This window comes from Amycolatopsis sp. 2-15 (assembly GCF_030285625.1).
In the GTDB taxonomy this organism is placed as follows: Bacteria; Actinomycetota; Actinomycetes; order Mycobacteriales; family Pseudonocardiaceae; genus Amycolatopsis; species Amycolatopsis carbonis.
The window spans coordinates 5,340,877-5,359,114 of the sequence record NZ_CP127294.1 but is presented as its reverse complement, the minus strand read 5'-3'; the positions used below and the strand labels follow the sequence as shown (position 1 = coordinate 5,359,114).

Here is an 18,238-nt window from a genome sequence, read left to right as displayed (position 1 = left end):
CGAGCCTTCCGGAGCGTCTTACGGTGCTGAAAGGCGGAGTTACTTTCTGTAGCTCAAAAGCCGTCCGTATCCACAGTCAAGCGGGCTGGGAGGGCGCGCATGACGACCTACGAGCCACGAGATGTGCGACCGGGGATCGCGGCGCTGGCCGAGCACTTGCGGGCGGCGCTGGGTCCTGATTCGGTCATCGACGATCACCAGCGGCTGCGCACCTACGAGTGCGACGGCCTCGCGCACTACAAGGTCACTCCCGCGCTCGCCGTGCTCGCGCGGGACACGGCCGCCGTCGTGGAGACCGTGCGTGCCTGCGCCGAGGCCGAGGTGCCGTTCGTCGCGCGCGGGTCCGGCACGGGCCTCTCCGGGGGTGCGCTGCCGCGGGCCGACGGGGTCCTCATCGTCACCTCGCGGATGCGGCACATCATCGAGGTCGACCGGGAGAACCAGCGCGCGGTGGTCGAGCCGGGGGTGATCAACCTGGACGTTTCCCGCGCTGCGCGTCCCGAGGGCTACTACTACGCGCCGGACCCTTCGAGCCAGCAGATCTGCTCGATCGGCGGCAACGTCGCCGAGAACTCGGGTGGCGCGCACTGCCTGAAGTACGGCTTCACCACCAACCACGTCACGGGGATCACCTTCGTAACCGCCGACGGCGAAGCCGTGCGGCTCGGCGGCAAGGCGCCCGACCCCACCGGGTACGACCTGCTCGGGGCCATCGTGGGTTCGGAAGGCACGCTCGGCATCGCCACCGAGGTGACGGTGCGGCTCACCCGGCTGCCGGAAGCGGTCCGCACGCTGCTCGCGGCCTTCCCGAGCACCGACGACGCCGGCGCGGCGGTTTCGGAGATCATCGGCGCCGGAGTCGTGCCCGCGGCGATCGAAATGATGGACGCGCTGGCGATCGAGGCGGCCGAAGCGGCCGTGCACTGTGACTACCCCGCTGGTGCGGGTGCGGTGCTGATCGTGGAGCTGGACGGACCGGCCGACGAGGTCGAGCGGCAGTTCGAGGAGGTCGAGCGGCACTGCCACACGCACCGGGCCTTCGAGATCCGCATCGCCAAGGACGACGTGGAGCGCGCGTTGTTCTGGAAGGGTCGCAAGTCGGCGTTCGCCGCCGTCGGGAGGATCAGTCCCGACTACATCGTCCAGGACGGTGTCATCCCGCGCACCGCGTTGCCCGAGGTGCTGCGCCGGATGACGGAGCTCTCGCGCAGCAGCGGCGTCCGAGTCGCCAACGTCTTCCACGCCGGGGACGGCAACCTGCACCCGCTGGTGCTGTTCGACGACGCGGTGCCCGGCGAAGCCGAGCGCGCCGAGGAGGTTTCGGGGGCGATCCTCGACCTCTGCATCGAGTACGGCGGATCGATCACCGGCGAGCACGGCGTCGGGTCGGACAAGGCGAGGTACATGCCGCGGATGTTCACCGAGGCGGACCTCGACACGATGCAGCTGGTGCGCTGCGCGTTCGATCCCACCGGGCTGGCCAATCCCGGCAAGGTGTTCCCGACGCCGCGGCTGTGCGGCGAGGTGCCGGGCCGGCACAAGGGCGCGCATCCCTTGCAGGAAGCCGGAATCGCCGAGGTCTTCTGATGAGCGGGCCCGATCCGGCGACGCTGGACGCGCTGTGCGCGGCGACCGCAAAGCACGCCCGGCCCGCGGAGGCGGGTGACGAGGTCGACGGCATCGCGCCGGCGTTCGTCGCGGCACCGGGCAGCACCGCGGAAGCGGCGGACGTCATGCGGATCGCCGCTGACATCGGGCTCGCCGTCGTCGTCCGGGGCTCGGGGACGAAACTCGGCTGGGGGCAGCGGCCCGCGAAGGCCGACCTGCTCGTGGACACCGGCCGCATGGGCCGTGTCGTCGAGCACCGCTCCGGCGACCTTGTCGTTCACGTGGACGCGGGCCTGCGCCTCGCGACGCTGCAGGACCGCCTCTCCCCGCCGGTCAGCGGCTGGCAGCGGATCCCGTGGTGCCGCCTGGTGCGGCCGACGCCGGAACGGTCGGCGGGCTCATCGCAACCGCCGCGTCCGGCCCACTGCGCTTCTCCCACGGCGCGGTGCGCGACCTGCTCATCGGCATCACCGTCGTCCGAGCGGACGGCGTGGTGGCGAAAGCCGGTGGAAAGGTCGTGAAGAACGTCGCGGGTTACGACCTGGGCAAGCTGTTCGCCGGTTCCTGGGGCACGCTCGGCCTGGTCACCGAGGCGGTGTTCCGGCTGCACCCGCTACCGGCGCTGGCCCGCTGGGTCGTGGTTCCGGTGGACTCGGCAGGCATCGCGTACGAGCGGCTGCGGCGGGTGTTGCACGCCCAGCTCGTGCCGAACGCCGTCGAACTCGACCGCCCGCACGACGCGACGGGGACGCTGGCGGTGCTCGTCGAAGGCATCCCACAGGGAGCCGCCGGCCGGGTCGAGAAGTTCCTCGACCTGCTCGGGGACGGCGCCGAACCGTGCGACGCTGCGCCGCGGTGGTGGGGCCGGGCCCCGTGGCAGCGAGGCGACGTGGCCCTGCGCCTCACGCACCAGGTCACCGGGCTGCCGGCCCTGCTGAACGCGCTCGACGAGCAGGCGCGGCGCCACCGTGTGCCGATCTCGGCCCGTGGTTCGGCCGGCGTCGGTCTCCTGTACGCCGCGGTGCCGGGTGCCGCCGACCCGGCCGTGGTCGCCGAGCTGGTCCAGGTCTTACGCGACCGGTCGGCCACCTGGGGCGGGGACGTCGTCGTGCTCGACGCGCCACCTGCGGTCAAGGCGGCGCTCGACCCGTGGGGGCCGGTACGGGGGTTGAGCTTGATGCGCCGGGTGAAAGATCAGTTCGACCCGGAGCACCGGCTCGCTCCCGGTCGCTTCGCAGGAGGGATCTAGATGTCCGGACCTGCCTTCGATGACCACCACCCGCCGTCGGCGGCGCTCGTCGGTGACTGCGTGCACTGCGGGTTCTGCCTGCCGACCTGCCCCACGTACACGTTGTGGGGCGAGGAGATGGACTCGCCGCGCGGGCGGATTTACCTGATGGAGATGGGCCTCGGCGGCGAGCCGATGACACCGGAGATGGTGCAGCACTTCGACGCTTGCCTCGGCTGCATGGCCTGCGTGACCGCGTGCCCGTCCGGGGTGCAGTACGACAAGCTGATCGAAGCCACCCGCGCGCAGGTGGAGCGCCGTCACCACCGCCCCGCCCGCGATCGGCTGATGCGCCGCGCGATCTTCAGCGTCTTCCCCTACGCCAAGCGATTGCACGCCCTGCGTGGTCCGCTGCGGGCCTACCAGGCCACCGGGCTCAGCCGCCGGTTGCGCCGCGGCGGCCTGCTGCGCAGGGCTTTCCCGGCGCTGGCGGCGCTGGAGTCGCTGGCACCGGAGCTCGAGCCGTTCGAGCAGGTGCCGGAACGGTCTTCTGCCCAGGGCGAGAAGCGGGGCACCGTCGGCATGCTCCTGGGTTGCGTGCAGCGGGAGTTCTTCCCCGGCGTCAACGCGGCGACCGCCCGTGTGCTGAGCGCGGAGGGCTTCGACGTGATCGCGCCCGCCGGGCAGGGGTGCTGCGGTGCGCTGAGTGTCCACAATGGCCGGGAGCAAGAGGCGCAGTCCTTCGCCCGCAAGCTGATCGACACCTTCGAGGCCGCCGGGGTCGAGCGGGTCGTGGTCAACGCCGCCGGTTGTGGTTCGGCGATGAAGGAGTACGCGGACCTCCTCGCCGACGATCCCGCCTACGCCGAGCGCGCGCGAAGCTTCGCCGACGGGGTCCGTGACATCACGGAATTCCTCGTGGAGCGGGGCACGGTGGCCACCCGCCACCCGCTGGCGGTCACGATCGCGTATCACGACGCCTGCCACCTCGGGCACGCGCAGGCGATCCGGACGCAGCCGCGCGCGCTCTTGCGGGAAATCTCCGAACTTCAGCTGCGGGAGATCGCCGAAGCCGACCTGTGTTGTGGTTCTGCGGGGATCTACAACATCCTTCAGCCCGAGGCCGCGGGGGAACTCGGGGACCGCAAGGCACGCAATGTTCTCGCCACCGGCGCACCCCTGCTGGTGACGGCCAACCCGGGCTGCCTGATGCAGCTGGCCGCGTCTGCCGAGCGGCTCGGTGGGCAGCTGAAGGTCGCCCACACCGTCGAGGTTCTCGACGCTTCGATCCGTGGCCTGGCAGCGGACGCTGTCGGGCGGTCCCGCTCCGGGGCGTAAGCCGGCAAATCCCCAGTTGTCGTCCTCAACGGCGAGGTGACACATGTACACGCAGATTCTCGATCCCGTCGCGGGTTCGCTCGCGTGGTCGTCGCTCGTGGCGGCCATTCCGCTGATCGTGCTGTTCGTCCTGCTCGGCATCCTCCGGATGACGGCGTGGCTCGCGGCGCTGATCTCACTGGTGGTCGCGCTCGCGGCGGCGATCTTCGTCTACCCGATGCCGGCAGGCCCGGCGTTCCTCGCGGCGGCCGAAGGCGCCGCGTTCGGGTTCTTCCCCATCCTGTGGATCGTCATCAACGCGATCTGGATCTACAACATGACTGTCCACACCGGACATTTCGACGTGCTGCGCCGCTCGTTCTCACGGGTCAGCGACGACCAGCGGATCCAGGGCGTGATCGTCGCGTTCTCGTTCGGTGCGCTGCTCGAAGCGTTGGCCGGGTTCGGCACCCCGGTCGCCATCACCAGCGTCATGCTGATCGCGCTGGGCTTCCGGCCGTTGAAGGCCGCGGTCGTCGCACTCGTCGCCAACACCGCACCTGTCGCCTTCGGTGCACTCGCCGTGCCGATCACCACGCTGGCCACCGTCACCGGCCTGCCGCTGCACGACTTGTCCGCGATGGTCGGACGCCAGACCCCGCTGCTGGGGTTCATCGTCCCGCTCGCGCTCGTGTTCATCATCGACGGCACCCGCGGGGTCCGCCAGACCTGGCCGGTGGCGCTCGTCTGCGGCGTGGTCTTCGCCGTCGCGCAGTTCGCGATCTCGAACTACGTGAGCGCACCGCTCACCGACATCGTCGCGTCGCTGCTGAGCGCCGGCGCGGTCGTACTGTTCCTGCGGGTCTGGCAGCCGGTCGAGGGGTTCACCGAGACCGGCGGACCCGAGGTCACCCGCACCGGCGCGGGCACGGACGGGCGCGCGGAGGCGGCGGCGACCTCGACGGCCACGATCGACCGGCAGGCTCCCCGGGCGGGCCGCGACGGTCCATCGTTTGGAGGCGGTGACGGTGCCACCGAAGCCGGCCGCCGCGACAGCGGCGCCGAGGTGTTCCGCGCCTACTCGCCCTACCTGATCATCATCGTGGTGTTCGGGCTCGCGCAGATCCCGGCGATCCAGCACGCGCTGACCAGCGTCACCCGCACCTTCGCCTGGCCCGGGCTGCACATCGCATCCGCGAGCGGGAAAGCCTCGACGCTGCCGATGTTCAAGTTCGACTGGCTCGCCGCGGCCGGCACGCTGCTCATCATCGCCGGGCTTATCACCATTCCCGTGATCCGCATCCGGCCCGCGACCGCGCTGCGCACCTATTTCGCCACGTATCGCCAGCTCGCTCCCGCGATCGTGACCGTGATGGCCGTGCTCGCGCTCGCCTACGTCATGAACGCGAGCGGGCAGACCACGACGCTCGGCACGTGGATGGCCGGCGCCGGCGGGATCTTCGCGCTCATTTCGCCGATCCTTGGCTGGCTGGGCGTCGCCGTGACCGGCTCGGACACGTCGTCGAACTCGTTGTTCGGCGCACTGCAGGTGGTCGCCGCGCAGAAGGCCGAGCTGAGCGCCACCCTGCTCGCCGCCGCGAACTCGTCCGGCGGGGTGCTCGGCAAGATGATCAGCCCGCAGAACCTCGCCATCGCCGCGGCGGCGGTGGGGATGTCCGGGCGGGAGGGCGATCTCTTCCGCAGGGTGTTCCTCTGGAGCGTGGTCTTCCTCGCGGTGATGTGCGTGCTCGTCTACCTGCAGTCCACCCCTGTGCTCTCGTGGATGGTGCCCTGACCGCGACCGCCGCGCCGCGCGGTGGGCCGTCCGCGTCCCCCGGGGAGTGCACGATCGGCACGGACGACAATCGCGTGAACCGTTCGACGAGGCGCTCCTCCCGCTCGGTGGGCAGGTGCGGCCGGTCGTCACAAACATCTTCTGTTGAGAATCCGTCGCGGTTAGCGTGCGACAGGTACTGATTCCGAGTTCGTGCCGATGTCGCTGCTGCCTGGTCGTGTGCGTTCGACCGACAATTGGGGGGGTCCTTGCCGCGCCCGTACGCCAGCGGCGTCGTCGCCGCGCCCGGTGAAAAGGTCGGAGCCCAGGTCCGCGAATTCGGCGACGCTACGGGTCCGCGTCATCGCGGTCCACCGGCCGCGTAGCCACCCGACCGGCGCACTCGACCCGACATCGCGGATCGCATTCCGATGTCTCGCGCCCGGAGCCCTTATTCGATACCGATCAAGGAACGGAGTCGCTCACATGGCTTTCCCCGGACTGCAGCACCTCGCGATCACGGTTTCGGACCTCAAGCGCAGCACCGAGTGGTACAGCCGCCTGTTCGATGCCGAACCCGTGCTCGACGAGGACGAAGAAGGCGGCGAGTTCCACCACACGGTCTTCGCCCTCGAAGGCGGAATGCTCTTCGGTCTGCACACCCACCCGGGCCGCGAGTCGAAGGACCGCTTCGCCGAGACGCGCACCGGCCTCGACCACGTGGCCTTCGCACTGTCAGGCACCGCTGAGCTCGAGCAGTGGCGCGATCGCCTCGACGAGCTCGCCATCACCCACGGCGGCATCAAGAAGGCGCATTACGGCTCGGGCGTCTCTTTCCGCGACCCCGACAACATCGCTCTCGAGTTCTTCATCGCACCGGGGACATGACCACCGACCCCTGCCGGCTCGTTCCTCTTGTCGCCCAGCCCGGAACGGGTGCCTCGACGAGGCGGGAACCGCTCAGGCGGCGCCGGCTCTGTGCCTTCGAGCAGACACGAGTGCCGCCAGCGCGTCGTTGCGGCGTGCGAGCGGGACCGGAGGGTGCAGGTCTACGAAGTGCACTTCGAGCTCAACGCGTCGCGCAGCTGTCGCTGACCGCAGGTGTTGACGGTTGCGTCGGCACGGCGTGCTCGAGCCGCGGCACGCGCGACCTCCGGGCCCGGCGGCACGAGAGGTGTCCGGGTGTCGAGTGGTTCCGGCGTCGCGCCAACCTTGCCGAACGGCGGGATCGGTCGCCTCAGTGGGAATGGCGGCGCAGTGGTCTCACCGCGGGTCCTTGGACCACGCCGCCGTCGATGTCGAAACGGGAGCCATGGCACGGGCAGTCCCAGGTGCGTTCCGAGTCGTTGAACGCGACCAGGCAGCCGAGGTGCGTGCAGTGCGCCTCGACAGTGTGCAGCTCGCCGCCCTCGCCGCGGTAGGCGGCCACGAACTCGACACCCGCCCGCACCACTGCCGCCCGTCCCGGTTCGATCTCGTCCAGCGAGCGGTTCTGCCACAGCAGGGCCAGGTGGTCGCCCACCAGGTGCCGCCCGACGGTCACGTTGTCCTCCACGACGCTCAACGCCGAGTGCAGGTCGAAGCGGTGGGGGTCGAACAGGGCCGCGGCCGGGTGGTCTTCGCCGAGGATGCGAGCTGCCAGCACGTGCCCCGCAGCCGTCCCCCCGGTCATGCCCCACTGGCCGAACCCGGTGGCGACCCACAGGTGCGCCGCACCCGGGAAGTACCGGCCGACGTACGGCAAGCCGTCCGCAGTAGACATGTCGTGGGCGGACCAGCGGTGCGTCACGCGGTGCAGCCCGGCGTGCTCGGCGGCCCAGGCGGCGAGCCGGCGGTACCGCCGGTCGATCTCGGTTTCGGCGCCGACGCGGTAGTGCTCGCCGCCCGCGATGACCGTCGTCGTGCCGTCCGCCGTGTACGAGCGCACTGAGTGGTGGGTGTCCGCGTCGAGGTACATCCCGGCGGGCGCGACGTTCGCGGCAGCCGGGCCCGCCACGACGAGATCGCGCACCGGGTCGAGCCGCGCGAAGTACATCCCCCGGTCAAACACGGGGTAGTGCGTGGCGACGACGATGTCTTTGGCCTCCACATCGCCTTCGGATGTCCGCACGGCGCGCCCGCGCAGGTCGAGGCTCGTCGCCCGGGTGTGCTCGAGGATGGTGCCACCGGACCGTTCGACTTCGGCGGCGAGGCCGAGCAGCCAGCGGCGCGGGTGGAAGTGCGCTTGCCGCGTGACGCGCACTGCGCCCAATGCGGGCACGGCCAGCTCGACGTCGCCCACGAACGACGCCGCGAGCCCCGCTTCGGCGGCCGCGTCGGCTTCGCGTCGCAGCGTCTCGACGGTGCGGGCGTGAGTCGTGTACACGTAGCTGTCGGCCCGCGTGAACGCGCAGTCGATCCGGGCTTTCGCCGCAGTCGCCGCGATCCACTCCAACGCTTCGCTCTGCGCGGTGGCATACGTCTTCGCCGCCCCGGCGCCGTGGCGGTCCTCGAGCATCGAGTACTTCACCGCGTGTTGCGCGGACACCTTCGCCGTCGTGTGGCCGGACACGCCGCCGGCCACCCGGCCGGCTTCCACCACGACGACCGATCGCCCGGCCCGCGCGAGCAGTAAAGCGGTGGTGAGACCGGCGATCCCGGCGCCGAGCACGACGACGTCGGCCGACGACGGGAGCGAGGCAGCCCCGCGGTCCGGTGCGGGTGCGGTATCCACCCACAACGAGAGCGGGACCGGCAGGGCAGTGGTCATGCCCGCGTGGGTTCCCCACCACTGGCCGGTCAAACCTCGGACGCCGGCGCAGCCTCCTGGGTGATGACGACCGTCCAAGTTGGGCCAGTGACATTCTGCGTTGGACGGTGCGTTGAAAAACGGGCACATTGGGCCGACGCACATCGATTCACACATTTTGTTGAACACCCGATGAACCAACACTATTTTTAACGAATCTACCCACAATTATCGGAGATGACGATCTTTGAAACCGCTCCCGTGAGCAGTTTTCATACTTGCCACACAAAGAAGAAACCCGTTTTCCATGATCCCGTGTTTTCGCACAGAAGGATGCGGGTAGCTGACTTGGATGACGAAGCCACATTCCTGTTCGCCTTGTTTTCGGGGGCGGCGTGCGGGTTGTGCGTGGGGATCTCGCTACCGCAAGAGTCAGGAGGAGCGGCAATGAAAGCAGGGACACGGATGGCGCTCGGCGTCGCAGCCGGTTATCTGCTGGGGCGGACGAAGAAGGGGCGCCTCGCGTTGATGATCGCGGCCGCCGGGGCTACCGGCAAGGCCGGGGTGTCGCCGGCGAAGCTCGTCCAAAGTGGTCTCAAGCAGCTGGGGACGTCTCCGGAGGTCGGCCAGCTGACATCGCTGGCACGCGACGAGCTGCTCAGCGCGGCCAAGTCGGCAGTGGTGACGGCGGCCAGCGGGAGGATCGAGTCGCTGAGCGAACGCCTCCAGGACGGTGGCGCGCTCACCCACGGCAAGAAGTCCAAAGCCGACGACGAGCACGACGAAGAGCCGAACGGCGAGGACGAAGCCCAGGAAGAGACGGAAGACGAACCCGAAGTCGTCGACGAGGACGAGGACGAGGACGAGGCCGAGGCCGAGGCCGAGGCCGAGGCCGAGGAAGAGGAAGAGGAAGAGGAAGAGGAAGAGCCGGAGCCCGAGAAGCCCCAGCGTCGCCGTGCGGCGAGCCGCCGCGCGAGCGCTGACAACAAGGACAAGGACAAGGACAACGGTGGCGAACGGCCGCGGCGGTCGTCCGGCCGGCGGGCCGCGTCCTCCGGTGACGGCGAAGGTTCCGGCAGTGCACGCACCGCCACCAAGCGCTCGCCCGTCCGACGGACGAGGAGGTGAACGCAGTGGTCACCAAGACTTTGAAAGACACCACCGACAAAGCGACGGACACAGCCGGCACAGCCACCGACACCGTCTCCAAAGCGACCGGCGGGGACACGAGTGAGCTGACCGATGCCCTGCGCGGGCTGGGCCAGGCGGCGATGGGCCGGGCAACGGGCGCGCTGACGAAAAAGATGTCTTCGACTGCCGGGCGGCTGACCGACTTCGCCGGAGGAGCCGGCGGTGGCCTGCTCGAGGCCGTGACCGGCGGCAAGGGCAGCATCAAGAGCCAGGCGATCAAGGGTGCCCTCAAAGGCGGCCTTTCCGGCATCGCGCAGAAGGTGAAGGACGCGTTCAGCGGCGGGGGCGGCCGTAGCAGCGGCAAGGGTAACAAGATCAAGCTCACCAATATTGTCGAAGAGATCGACATCGGCGCGCCGATCAACCTCGTGTACGACCAGTGGACCCGGTTCACCGACTTCCCGGCGTTCATGAAGAAGGTCAACAACGTCGAACAGGTCAGCGACGAGAAGACCGAGTGGAAGGCGCAGGTTTTCTGGTCGCACCGCACCTGGGAGGCCAGCATCCTGGAGCAGGTGCCGTTTGAGCGGATCGTCTGGCGTTCCAAGGGAGCCAAGGGCCACGTCGATGGCGCGGTGACGTTCCACGAGCTCACGCCCGACCTCACCAAGGTCGTGCTGGTCCTCGCCTACCACCCCCAGGGCCTGTTCGAGCGCACCGGCAACATCTGGCGGGCCCAGGGCCGCCGGGCGCGGCTGGAGCTCAAGCACTTCCGCCGCCACGTGATGACCGAAGACCTGCTCAACCCCGACGACATCGAGGGCTGGCACGGCGAGATCCACGACGGGCAGGTCGTCGAGCAGGAGGACGAGGACACCGACCGCGACGAAAGCGCCCCCGACCAGGACGAGGAGGCCGCCGACACCGGTTCCGAGCAGGACGAGGACGTGGAGTCCGAGGAGGAGCCTGAGGAAGAGTCCGAAGAGGAGCCGGAGGAAGAGGAGCCCGAAGACAGCGACGAGACCACGGAAGACACCGACGAGGAGCCCGAAGAAGAGCGGCCGCGCCGTGGCCGTGCCCGTGCGGGCGCCGGCAGAAGTCGAGGGAGCAAGCGATGACGACAGCCATACAGCCCTCCGGTGGGGGCGGTGGCCTCGACCGGCCGTCCTCGAGCAGCCTCGCCGACGTGATCGACACGATCCTGGACAAGGGTCTCGTGATCGACGCCTACGTGCGGGTGTCCCTGGTGGGCATCGAGCTGCTGACCATCGACGCCCGGATCGTGGTGGCCAGCGTCGACACCTACCTGCGGTTCGCGGAAGCGGTCAACCGCCTGGACATCTCGGGCACCGAGCAGAAGGGCCTGCCCGACCTTTTGGAGGACGTGACCTCCGGCGGCGCCAAGGCCAAGACCCGCGGTGCGCTCGACGCAGCCGGCGACAAGCTGCGCGGCATCCTCGGCGACGACGAGGACGAGGACGAGGACGAGGAAGAACCCGTGAGCCGCGGCCGGAAAGGACGGTGAGGCCGGTGGCCGCCGAAGCAGACACCGGAACCGAGATCGGGACCGAGACAGCGATCTACGTCTACGGCATCCTGCCCGCTGACGTCGAGATCGACGACGACGCACGCGGAGTGGGAGATCCACCTGCCGAGGTGACCACAGTGCACAGTGGCCCGATCGCCGCGCTCGTCAGCGAAATCCCGCGGGACGCACCACTGGGCCGGCCCGAGGACTTGTCCGCGCACGCGAGTCTGCTCGACTCCGCGGCCGCCGAGGTCCCGGTGCTGCCGCTGCGCTTCGGCGCGGTGGTCGCGGACGAGCGGGCAGTGGTCGACGAGCTGCTCGACGCGAACCGCGACGACTTCACCGCCGCGTTGGAACAGCTGGAGGGCATGGCGGAGTACGTCGTGCGGGCGCGCTACGACGAGCAGGCCATCCTGCGGGAGATCCTGTCCGAGAACGACCGCATGGCCCAGCTGGCGGAGGCGATCCGGGGCAAGCCCGAGGACGCCACCCGCAACGAGCGCATGGCACTGGGCGAACAGATCACCCAGGCGATCGAGGCCAAGCGCGCGGTCGACACGCAACTGGTGGCCGACGCGCTGACCGAGCTGGTCGCGGAGTTCGCGCCGCGGCAGCCGACCCACGACGAGGAAGCAGTGCACTTGGCCGTGCTGGCCGAGACCGACCGGCAGGACGACCTCGAAGCCGCCATCGGCGAGCTCGCGACGGAATGGGACGGCCGCGTCGCGGTCCGCCTGCTCGGCCCACTCGCAGCGTACGACTTCGTCGTCACACGGACGCCGGAGTAACGCCATGGGTCTGTTGTCGGGAATCCTCGGCCTGCCGCTGGCACCGGTGCGCGGGGTCCTCGCCCTGGGCGAGCTGATCCAGCGACGGGTCGACGAAGAACTGCACGACCCGGCGTCGGTCCGGCGTGAGCTGGAGGCGGCGGAGCAGGCGCGGGCCGCCGGCGAGATCTCAGCCGAAGAAGAAGCCGAGGCGCAGCAACGGGCCTTGAGCCGGCTCACCGCCTCCCCGCCGAGCCGGCCCGTGCGCCGAAGTGACGAAAGGGAAGGGTGACGGCCGATGGCCATCGCGAAAGGTGAAGGCCGGGCCCCATCGGCCCGCCGTCGATCAGAGCGCGACGGGCTGGTCGCCTCGACCGCGGCCGCCGCGGCGGTGCGTCAGCTGGCCGAGCTGATCACCAACGAACCCGTGGGCGTCACGTCGATCGAACCGGTCGAAGACGGCTGGATCGTGGAGGTCGAGGTGATCGAGGAACACCGCATCCCCTCGTCAGCCGACATCCTGGCGCTGTACGAGATCGAGCTGGACGCCGAAGGCGACCTGCTCGCGTTCCACCGCACGAGGCGCTACGCCCGCGGAAAGTCCGGCACCGGCAACGAGGGGAGCTGAGAGATGGAATCGGGACAACCGGCCACCCGGTCCCAGGGCGGCCTCGGGGCGCCAAGCGGCCAGTCCTCGAACCTCGGCGACATCCTCGAGCGGGTCCTGGACAAGGGACTCGTCATCGCCGGCGACATCCAAGTCAACCTGCTCGACATCGAACTGCTGACGATCAAGCTGCGGCTCGTGATCGCCTCGCTGGAAACCGCCCGCGAGGTCGGCATCAACTGGTGGGAGAACGATCCATGGCTCACCGGCGACAACGGAAAACTGCAGAACGAGAACCGGCAGCTACGAGCGCGCATCGCGGAGTTGGAAGCGGCGCCGGAGTCCATCGAGGCCGGCGGAGACGGGGACGATGAAGGCGACTGAGGAGACCGGCGTGTGGCTGTACGCCGTGACGTCTGAAGCCGGGGCGGCCGTGCTCGGCGGCCTCGCTGGCGTCTCGGCCGAACGCCCGCGGGCCGTCACCGCGGGCGGGCTGGCCGCGGTGGTGGGTGACGTGCCGTTGAGCTCCTTCGGCGAGGAAGCCTTGCGGCACAACCTGGAGGACCTCGACTGGCTGTCCACGGTGGCGCGAGCGCACGACTCCGTGATCGCGGCGCTGGTCGAGGAGGGGCCGGTGGCGCCCGTCCGGTTGGCGACGGTGTACCACGACGATGCCTCCGTGCGCGGCGCCGTCGAGGAGCGCTGCGCGGACTTCGAGCGGACGCTCGAGCACGTCTCCGGCCGGGTCGAGTGGGGGGTGAAGGCGTTCCTGCAGACCGAACCGGAGCCCGCCGCCGACGTGACATCCGGCGAAGGTGCAGGGGCTGCGTACCTGGCGCGGCGGCGCAAGGCACTCGCGTCGTCCGAAGAACGTCAGCGGCACGCGGCAGAGCAGGCGAATCACATCCACGCCGAGCTGTCCGAACTGGCGGCCGACGCCTGCACCCACCCACCGCAGAGCCGGGCGCTGACCGACCAGGACGGGCCGATGATGCTCAACGGCGCGTACCTCGTCGATGCACAGCGAGCCGAGCGGTTCGCCGAAGCGGTGGCCTCGTGCGGCCGGGGCAGCCCCGTGCTCACGGTGACCTTGACCGGGCCGTGGCCGCCGTACTCGTTCTCTTCACTGGAGGGATCATGACCTTGCCGGCGCGTGCCGGGAACCGCAACGTCGCCCTGATCGACCTGCTCGACCGCGTACTCGCGGGCGGGGTCGTGGTGAGCGGCGAAATCACCCTGTCGATCGCCGACGTCGATCTCGTGCACGTCTCCCTGCGCACCCTGATCACGTCGATCACGGCATTGCAGGCCCCTCATGAATAACGAGCAAGAGAACCGGATCAACGCCGACCCCGAGACCGCGGAACGCAGCCTCGTCAGCCTGGTGCTCACAGTGGTCGAACTACTGCGCCAGCTCATGGAGCGCCAAGCGCTGCGCCGAGTCGACCACGGAGACCTGGACGACGACAAAGTCGAAGAGATCGGACAGACGCTGATGTACCTCGATCTGCGCATGGACGAATTGTGCGATCACTTCGGGCTGGACCGCCGCGAACTGAACCTCGATCTCGGACCACTGGGGTCTCTGCTTCCCGACGAATAGGTCTCCGCGCTTGTTCTCCGGGCGCGTCGTCGTGCTGGGTTTCGGCAGCGACGAGCGGAACCCCTTTCGTGAACAAACGACCAGGAAACGACGCACGCCGTGGGGTGACAACGGCGCGTTTGGCCCGCTCTCAACCGGGTACGCAGCGGAAATACAACCCGATTGGGTTGCACAGCCCGGCCGAGAGGAGCGCATCATGCCCGGCGAGGCCGCCGAGGGTCACAAGGGCGCCTCACAGCGCCTCTACGGTAGTTCGCCCGCGTAGTACCCGAGGACCCGAAATAGGGTTGACACCCTGCAGACCAGGGTTGTTTCCACTGACCGGCCGGCCCGCCACCGGTGACGAACCGACTGCTGCCGCAAGAGCCACACAGGCTTCTCCCACACCCCGGTCCTCGGTGTTCGGCTTCGACGCGACAACCGATCCGGGGTTTTGCAGTGCCGGCGAAGGCACCCATCCACTGAATGGGAAATGCCTCGCGTCGAAACCGGATCGAAACGCCAGAGCCAAAACTGCCACCGCACGTTCGAGCCGCGTCCACTATTTAACCACAATTTGTCCACGAAAGGACAAGACCAATGAACACCGGTTTCAACATCCTGCAAAGTCTGCAGAGCGCGTTCACCACATTCGTGGGCTACCTGCCCCAGGTGATCGGCGCGCTTCTCGTGCTGCTGATCGGCTTCATCATCGCCAAACTGCTCGACAAGGCCATCACCAAAGGCCTGCAGAAGGCGAAGGTCGACGACAAGCTGAAGACCGGCGGCGGCGCCAACTACGTGGAGAAGTTCTCTCCCCAGGGCAGCCCCTCCAAGCTCGTCGGCATGGTCGTGTTCTGGGTGATCATGTTCTTCGTGATCTCCTCGGCCATCGGGACGCTGGGAATTCCGGCGCTGACCGGGTTCATGAACCAGGTGCTGAGCTACCTGCCCAACGTCATCGCCGCACTGCTGATCTTCATCGTCGCGGCCGCAGTCGCCGGCGCGGTCGCCGGGCTGGTGCACCGCACCATGGGCGAGACGCCGACGGGCAAGATCGTTGGCACCCTGGTGCCGGCCATGATCATGGGCATCGCCGTGTTCATGATCCTCACCCAGCTGGGCATCTCGCCGGTGATCGTCACGATCACCTACGTCGCCCTGGTCGGCGCCGCAGCGCTGGCCGCGGCACTGGCCTTCGGCATCGGCGGCCGCGACGCCGCCGCGAAACTGGTCAACTCCGGATACGAGAAAGCCAAGGAGCAGAACGACACCATCAAGTCCGACCTGGCGATCGGCAAACAGCGCGCCGCCCAGGACGCCGCCGACACCAAGCACAAGGCCGAGCAGAAGATGAGCGGCCAGGAGCAGAGCGCACCCCCCGCCCAGTCACCGCCAACGCAGACCCCACCCAGGGCCACCGCCGATGGCGCTCATCGAGCCTGACACCCGGGCGGGATCCGTGCTCCCGCCGGCGTCTCATCGAGCCGGCGGGAGCACGGAGCACGAGGAGCAGGCCGGATGACGACCGAGCCGCTAGCCAAATGGGCGAACGTCTGGACCGGCCGTACACGCGTTGGGGAACTAGCCGTGTCCCGGCCGAGCCGACGTTCTGCCACCGCTTCCGCCGCGTCGCACCGGCCCGTTTCTCGGAACTGCGGCGGGAGCGCGAAGAATTCGCGTCTGCGGTGAGGATTGGAGCGCGACCGGGGGGGTAGGCCCTTGTCATGACCGAAAACACACCATCAGCCATCAGGTACAGAACCCAGACTGCGGCGGAGGCCCCGCCGCACCGATTGTTGTCCACTTTGGAAGACGTACAAGCGCTGGACGAGCCCGCCGCCGCAGTGGCGAGGCCGGTGAACAAGTTCTTCAGCGGCCAGGTCGGCGAGGAGCTGCGAGGTCGCAGTCTCGGCCATCCGCTGCACCCGATCGCGGTCACTCTCCCGATCGGCGCATGGGCGTGCTCGTCTTTGCTCGACCTGGTGCCAGGCAACGAAACAGCTTCCCGTCGGCTGGTCGGAATCGGGCTGCTGTCGGTTCCGGCGGCAGCGGTTCTCGGTGCTGCCGACTACCACGAACTCAGCGAGCGGCAGCGCCGGGTCGGGTTCTGCCACCTCGTGCTCAACCTCCTCGCGACCGTGATCTTCACCGCCTCCTACCGCAGGCGTCGCCGTGGCGCGGCAGGAGGCAAATTGCTCGGCGTACTCGGCCTGCTCGTCATCGGCGCCGGGGGTGCGCTCGGTGGCCACCTCTCCTACGCCCAGGGCGCCGGGGTCTTTCGCTGGGAGCCTCCCCCCGTGGGGATGGACGGCCGGTGACCCTCGCAGTCGGAGTCAGACGGGCAAGGCCCCGGTCACGGTGAATTCGAGACGCCTGGCCACCGACACGCATTGGTCGCCGAAGCGTTCGTAGTACCGAGCCAGCAGGGCGGCGTTGGCCGCCGCAGCGGCCCCGTCTTTCCAGTCCTGACTCGTGATCAGATCGAGTATTCGCGCGTGCAGGTCGTCCACCGCCTCGTCGGCGCTGTCCAATTCGGCGAACATGCCGGCGAAGGGCGCGGCGATCATGTTCGCGAGCCGGTCGGCCATGCTCGCGGTGAGGTCACCGAGGCAGCGAAACCCCTCTTTCACCTCAGCGGACTCGAAACGGCCCGGATACTGAAGGCGTGCAGTGCCGGCGATGTGCGCGGCCAGATCACCCATGCGCTCGAGCTTGTCGGCGCAATACACCGCGGCGAGCACCAGTCGTAGCTCATGGGCGACCGGGGCCTGCAACGCCAGCAGCGCCTCAGCGTGTTCTTCGCACTCGGCGCGCTGGAGATCCAGCTCGATGTCACTACCGAGCACCTGCTCGGCCAGCTCCAAGTTCGCGGTGAGCAACGCGATCGTGGCCTGCCGCATCGCCTGCGCGCAGATGACGCACATTTCGGTCATCTCGGCGCCGAGCCGAGCCAGCTCCTGATGGAATGCCTGTCGCATACCAACCACAACCCTCTCGCGCACCTCGGACGACCGCGTCAGCAGGCTCGACGGCCTGGCGGACGGCCACGACCGGGCCGCCGGATTTCCGAAGTCCTCATCGACCTTCGCGGGTACCCGGACGGGAGCCGGTGAAACTTCTCGTCCACGGCCGCGCCGGGCGTGAAGCTCGGCTGCCGCTGGGGCACGCAACGGGGGTGAACTGTGCAGCGTTGCAGCGAGGCGAAGAAGCGTAACGCCTAGGGCCGCTCCAGCATGGCGAGGAAGGAATTTCAGAGCGCTGAGCCGGAGGCCGTGGTGACCGGAACTCCGGCAGGCAATGCGGCGGGGCGCTGAAGTCCGAGCAAGTGGCAGGGGTGCCTGCGAGCGCAGACGCTTCGCACACGCCCCCCGTCCCATCCCCCGCGACCCAGGTCAACCGCCGACCCGCGCGGCGGTTGGGCGCCGACCGAACCGGGTACTCGTGGCCACCGGAACTGCGGAAACCGCCGACTCGCCGACGCGGAGAAAGTGAAACCATCGATGTTCACCATCACGGAATCCGCCGCCGAGGCGATCAAGCAGCTGATCGCGGCCCAGAACATCGATGCTGACGGCGGCCTCCGCCTCACCCTCGATGGCCCGCCAGAGGACAGCGCCGCGCTCAGCGTCGCCGTCACCGCGCACCCCGCCGCCGGGGACGATGTCGTCGCGAGCGCCGGCGCCCATGTGTTCCTCGCCCGCGAAACGCGGACCCGGCTCGCCGACAAGGTCCTTGACGTCCGTAAAGACATTGACGGGCACTACACATTTCTGATCACGATCACACATTGAGCAGCACTGAAAGCGCGTCGCGGGTCGAACGTCGCAGTTTGGTGTAACCGCATGATTTGCGGGAACCCACAGCGCAGGTGGCAGCCGGTTGAGCAGTCAGCCGACTGCCACCGCAATCCGAGCAGTGCCACCATCGAGTGGGGCGAGAACGAGCCGGCCTGGCTGCCGGTCTGC

20 protein-coding genes and 2 pseudogenes are annotated in these 18,238 nt (G+C 68.9%); 20 read left to right on the top strand and 2 right to left on the bottom strand.

The features are described 5' to 3' along the window. Nucleotides 1-99 precede the first annotated feature (99 nt). The 7 genes and pseudogenes from QRX50_RS26655 (at nucleotide 100) to QRX50_RS26625 (ending at nucleotide 6,815) form a co-directional block, all read left to right on the top strand. The gene (locus QRX50_RS26655) at nucleotides 100-1,587 is read left to right on the top strand and encodes an FAD-linked oxidase C-terminal domain-containing protein (RefSeq protein ID WP_285965904.1); all 1,488 of its coding nucleotides are present in this window, start codon (nucleotides 100-102) and stop codon (nucleotides 1,585-1,587) included. Continuing rightward, nucleotides 1,587-1,874, top strand: a pseudogene (locus QRX50_RS49725) (FAD-binding protein); the annotation flags it as partial. The gene QRX50_RS26655 and the pseudogene QRX50_RS49725, both read left to right, overlap by 1 nt. A gap of 89 nt (nucleotides 1,875-1,963) precedes the next feature. Next, a pseudogene (locus QRX50_RS26645) lies at nucleotides 1,964-2,050 on the top strand (hypothetical protein); the annotation flags it as partial. 3 nt (nucleotides 2,051-2,053) lie between these two features. Beyond that, on the top strand, nucleotides 2,054-2,857 hold the full coding sequence (locus QRX50_RS26640; RefSeq protein WP_285974776.1) for an FAD-binding oxidoreductase: 804 nt from the start codon (nucleotides 2,054-2,056) through the stop codon (nucleotides 2,855-2,857). Continuing rightward, on the top strand, nucleotides 2,858-4,174 hold the full coding sequence (locus tag QRX50_RS26635) for a (Fe-S)-binding protein (RefSeq protein ID WP_285965903.1): 1,317 nt from the start codon (nucleotides 2,858-2,860) through the stop codon (nucleotides 4,172-4,174). 43 nt (nucleotides 4,175-4,217) lie between these two features. Then, nucleotides 4,218-5,948 (top strand): L-lactate permease, encoded by a 1,731-nt coding sequence (locus QRX50_RS26630; protein ID WP_285965902.1) that lies wholly within the window; start codon nucleotides 4,218-4,220, stop codon nucleotides 5,946-5,948. Between the two features lie 465 nt (nucleotides 5,949-6,413). Further along, nucleotides 6,414-6,815: a VOC family protein gene (locus QRX50_RS26625; RefSeq protein ID WP_285965901.1), complete on the top strand. Its 402-nt coding sequence runs from the start codon at nucleotides 6,414-6,416 to the stop codon at nucleotides 6,813-6,815. Between the two features lie 349 nt (nucleotides 6,816-7,164). Here QRX50_RS26625 and QRX50_RS26620 read toward each other — a convergent pair whose 3' ends face one another. Then, complete coding sequence (locus QRX50_RS26620; protein ID WP_285965900.1) at nucleotides 7,165-8,676, bottom strand: FAD-dependent oxidoreductase; 1,512 nt, start codon at nucleotides 8,674-8,676, stop codon at nucleotides 7,165-7,167. A 426-nt stretch (nucleotides 8,677-9,102) separates the two neighbouring features. Here QRX50_RS26620 and QRX50_RS26615 point away from each other — a divergent pair, with 426 nt between their 5' ends. The 12 genes from QRX50_RS26615 to QRX50_RS26560 all read left to right on the top strand — a co-directional run bounded on the left by QRX50_RS26615 (nucleotide 9,103) and on the right by QRX50_RS26560 (nucleotide 16,591). After that, the gene (locus QRX50_RS26615; RefSeq protein ID WP_285965899.1) at nucleotides 9,103-9,783 is read left to right on the top strand and encodes a hypothetical protein; all 681 of its coding nucleotides are present in this window, start codon (nucleotides 9,103-9,105) and stop codon (nucleotides 9,781-9,783) included. Then, complete coding sequence (locus QRX50_RS26610) at nucleotides 9,780-10,904, top strand: SRPBCC family protein (RefSeq protein WP_285965898.1); 1,125 nt, start codon at nucleotides 9,780-9,782, stop codon at nucleotides 10,902-10,904. Before QRX50_RS26615 ends, QRX50_RS26610 begins: the two co-directional genes overlap by 4 nt. Further along, complete coding sequence (gvpJ, locus tag QRX50_RS26605) at nucleotides 10,901-11,311, top strand: gas vesicle protein GvpJ (protein WP_285965897.1); 411 nt, start codon at nucleotides 10,901-10,903, stop codon at nucleotides 11,309-11,311. The genes QRX50_RS26610 and gvpJ overlap by 4 nt, the downstream gene beginning before the upstream one ends. 5 nt (nucleotides 11,312-11,316) lie before the next feature. After that, nucleotides 11,317-12,102 (top strand): GvpL/GvpF family gas vesicle protein, encoded by a 786-nt coding sequence (locus QRX50_RS26600; protein ID WP_285965896.1) that lies wholly within the window; start codon nucleotides 11,317-11,319, stop codon nucleotides 12,100-12,102. Nucleotides 12,103-12,106: 4 nt separating this feature from the next. Further along, the gene (locus tag QRX50_RS26595; RefSeq protein ID WP_285965895.1) at nucleotides 12,107-12,373 is read left to right on the top strand and encodes a gas vesicle protein GvpG; all 267 of its coding nucleotides are present in this window, start codon (nucleotides 12,107-12,109) and stop codon (nucleotides 12,371-12,373) included. A 6-nt stretch (nucleotides 12,374-12,379) separates the two neighbouring features. Further along, nucleotides 12,380-12,709 (top strand): gas vesicle protein GvpO, encoded by a 330-nt coding sequence (locus tag QRX50_RS26590; protein ID WP_285965894.1) that lies wholly within the window; start codon nucleotides 12,380-12,382, stop codon nucleotides 12,707-12,709. A 3-nt stretch (nucleotides 12,710-12,712) separates the two neighbouring features. Beyond that, complete coding sequence (locus QRX50_RS26585) at nucleotides 12,713-13,072, top strand: gas vesicle protein (RefSeq protein WP_285965893.1); 360 nt, start codon at nucleotides 12,713-12,715, stop codon at nucleotides 13,070-13,072. Then, the gene (locus QRX50_RS26580; protein ID WP_285965892.1) at nucleotides 13,059-13,829 is read left to right on the top strand and encodes a GvpL/GvpF family gas vesicle protein; all 771 of its coding nucleotides are present in this window, start codon (nucleotides 13,059-13,061) and stop codon (nucleotides 13,827-13,829) included. Before QRX50_RS26585 ends, QRX50_RS26580 begins: the two co-directional genes overlap by 14 nt. Next, nucleotides 13,826-14,011: a gas vesicle protein gene (locus QRX50_RS26575; RefSeq protein WP_285965891.1), complete on the top strand. Its 186-nt coding sequence runs from the start codon at nucleotides 13,826-13,828 to the stop codon at nucleotides 14,009-14,011. The genes QRX50_RS26580 and QRX50_RS26575 overlap by 4 nt, the downstream gene beginning before the upstream one ends. Then, nucleotides 14,004-14,291: a gas vesicle protein K gene (locus tag QRX50_RS26570; RefSeq protein WP_285965890.1), complete on the top strand. Its 288-nt coding sequence runs from the start codon at nucleotides 14,004-14,006 to the stop codon at nucleotides 14,289-14,291. The genes QRX50_RS26575 and QRX50_RS26570 overlap by 8 nt, the downstream gene beginning before the upstream one ends. A 579-nt stretch (nucleotides 14,292-14,870) precedes the next feature. Next, nucleotides 14,871-15,716, top strand: coding sequence for a mechanosensitive ion channel family protein (locus tag QRX50_RS26565; RefSeq protein ID WP_285965889.1), 846 nt, complete (start codon nucleotides 14,871-14,873; stop codon nucleotides 15,714-15,716). A 362-nt stretch (nucleotides 15,717-16,078) separates the two neighbouring features. Further along, entirely contained in the window at nucleotides 16,079-16,591 is a 513-nt protein-coding gene (locus QRX50_RS26560) for a DUF2231 domain-containing protein (RefSeq protein ID WP_285965888.1), read from the top strand. A gap of 15 nt (nucleotides 16,592-16,606) precedes the next feature. On the opposite strand, the gene QRX50_RS26555 is transcribed toward QRX50_RS26560, so the two are convergent. Then, nucleotides 16,607-17,251 carry a phosphate signaling complex PhoU family protein gene (locus QRX50_RS26555; RefSeq protein ID WP_285965887.1) on the bottom strand — a complete coding sequence of 215 codons (645 nt, stop codon included), beginning with the start codon at nucleotides 17,249-17,251 and terminating at the stop codon, nucleotides 16,607-16,609. Between the two features lie 522 nt (nucleotides 17,252-17,773). Between QRX50_RS26555 and QRX50_RS26550 the strand changes: the two genes are divergently transcribed. Further along, nucleotides 17,774-18,064 (top strand): iron-sulfur cluster biosynthesis protein, encoded by a 291-nt coding sequence (locus QRX50_RS26550; RefSeq protein WP_285965886.1) that lies wholly within the window; start codon nucleotides 17,774-17,776, stop codon nucleotides 18,062-18,064. Nucleotides 18,065-18,238 lie beyond the last annotated feature (174 nt).

Bases quoted from the DNA above. Each gene is read 5' to 3' on its own strand.
- QRX50_RS26655 (WP_285965904.1), top strand. From the start codon at position 100: ATGACGACCTACGAGCCACGAGATGTGCGACCGGGGATCGCGGCGCTG.
- QRX50_RS26635 (WP_285965903.1), top strand. From the start codon at position 2,858: ATGTCCGGACCTGCCTTCGATGACCACCACCCGCCGTCGGCGGCGCTC.
- QRX50_RS26630 (WP_285965902.1), top strand. From the start codon at position 4,218: ATGTACACGCAGATTCTCGATCCCGTCGCGGGTTCGCTCGCGTGGTCG.
- QRX50_RS26625 (WP_285965901.1), top strand. From the start codon at position 6,414: ATGGCTTTCCCCGGACTGCAGCACCTCGCGATCACGGTTTCGGACCTC.
- QRX50_RS26620 (WP_285965900.1), bottom strand. From the start codon at position 8,676: ATGACCACTGCCCTGCCGGTCCCGCTCTCGTTGTGGGTGGATACCGCA.
- QRX50_RS26615 (WP_285965899.1), top strand. From the start codon at position 9,103: ATGAAAGCAGGGACACGGATGGCGCTCGGCGTCGCAGCCGGTTATCTG.
- gvpJ (WP_285965897.1), top strand. From the start codon at position 10,901: ATGACGACAGCCATACAGCCCTCCGGTGGGGGCGGTGGCCTCGACCGG.
- QRX50_RS26595 (WP_285965895.1), top strand. From the start codon at position 12,107: ATGGGTCTGTTGTCGGGAATCCTCGGCCTGCCGCTGGCACCGGTGCGC.
- QRX50_RS26590 (WP_285965894.1), top strand. From the start codon at position 12,380: ATGGCCATCGCGAAAGGTGAAGGCCGGGCCCCATCGGCCCGCCGTCGA.
- QRX50_RS26585 (WP_285965893.1), top strand. From the start codon at position 12,713: ATGGAATCGGGACAACCGGCCACCCGGTCCCAGGGCGGCCTCGGGGCG.
- QRX50_RS26580 (WP_285965892.1), top strand. From the start codon at position 13,059: ATGAAGGCGACTGAGGAGACCGGCGTGTGGCTGTACGCCGTGACGTCT.
- QRX50_RS26575 (WP_285965891.1), top strand. From the start codon at position 13,826: ATGACCTTGCCGGCGCGTGCCGGGAACCGCAACGTCGCCCTGATCGAC.
- QRX50_RS26570 (WP_285965890.1), top strand. From the start codon at position 14,004: ATGAATAACGAGCAAGAGAACCGGATCAACGCCGACCCCGAGACCGCG.
- QRX50_RS26565 (WP_285965889.1), top strand. From the start codon at position 14,871: ATGAACACCGGTTTCAACATCCTGCAAAGTCTGCAGAGCGCGTTCACC.
- QRX50_RS26555 (WP_285965887.1), bottom strand. From the start codon at position 17,251: ATGCGACAGGCATTCCATCAGGAGCTGGCTCGGCTCGGCGCCGAGATG.
- QRX50_RS26550 (WP_285965886.1), top strand. From the start codon at position 17,774: ATGTTCACCATCACGGAATCCGCCGCCGAGGCGATCAAGCAGCTGATC.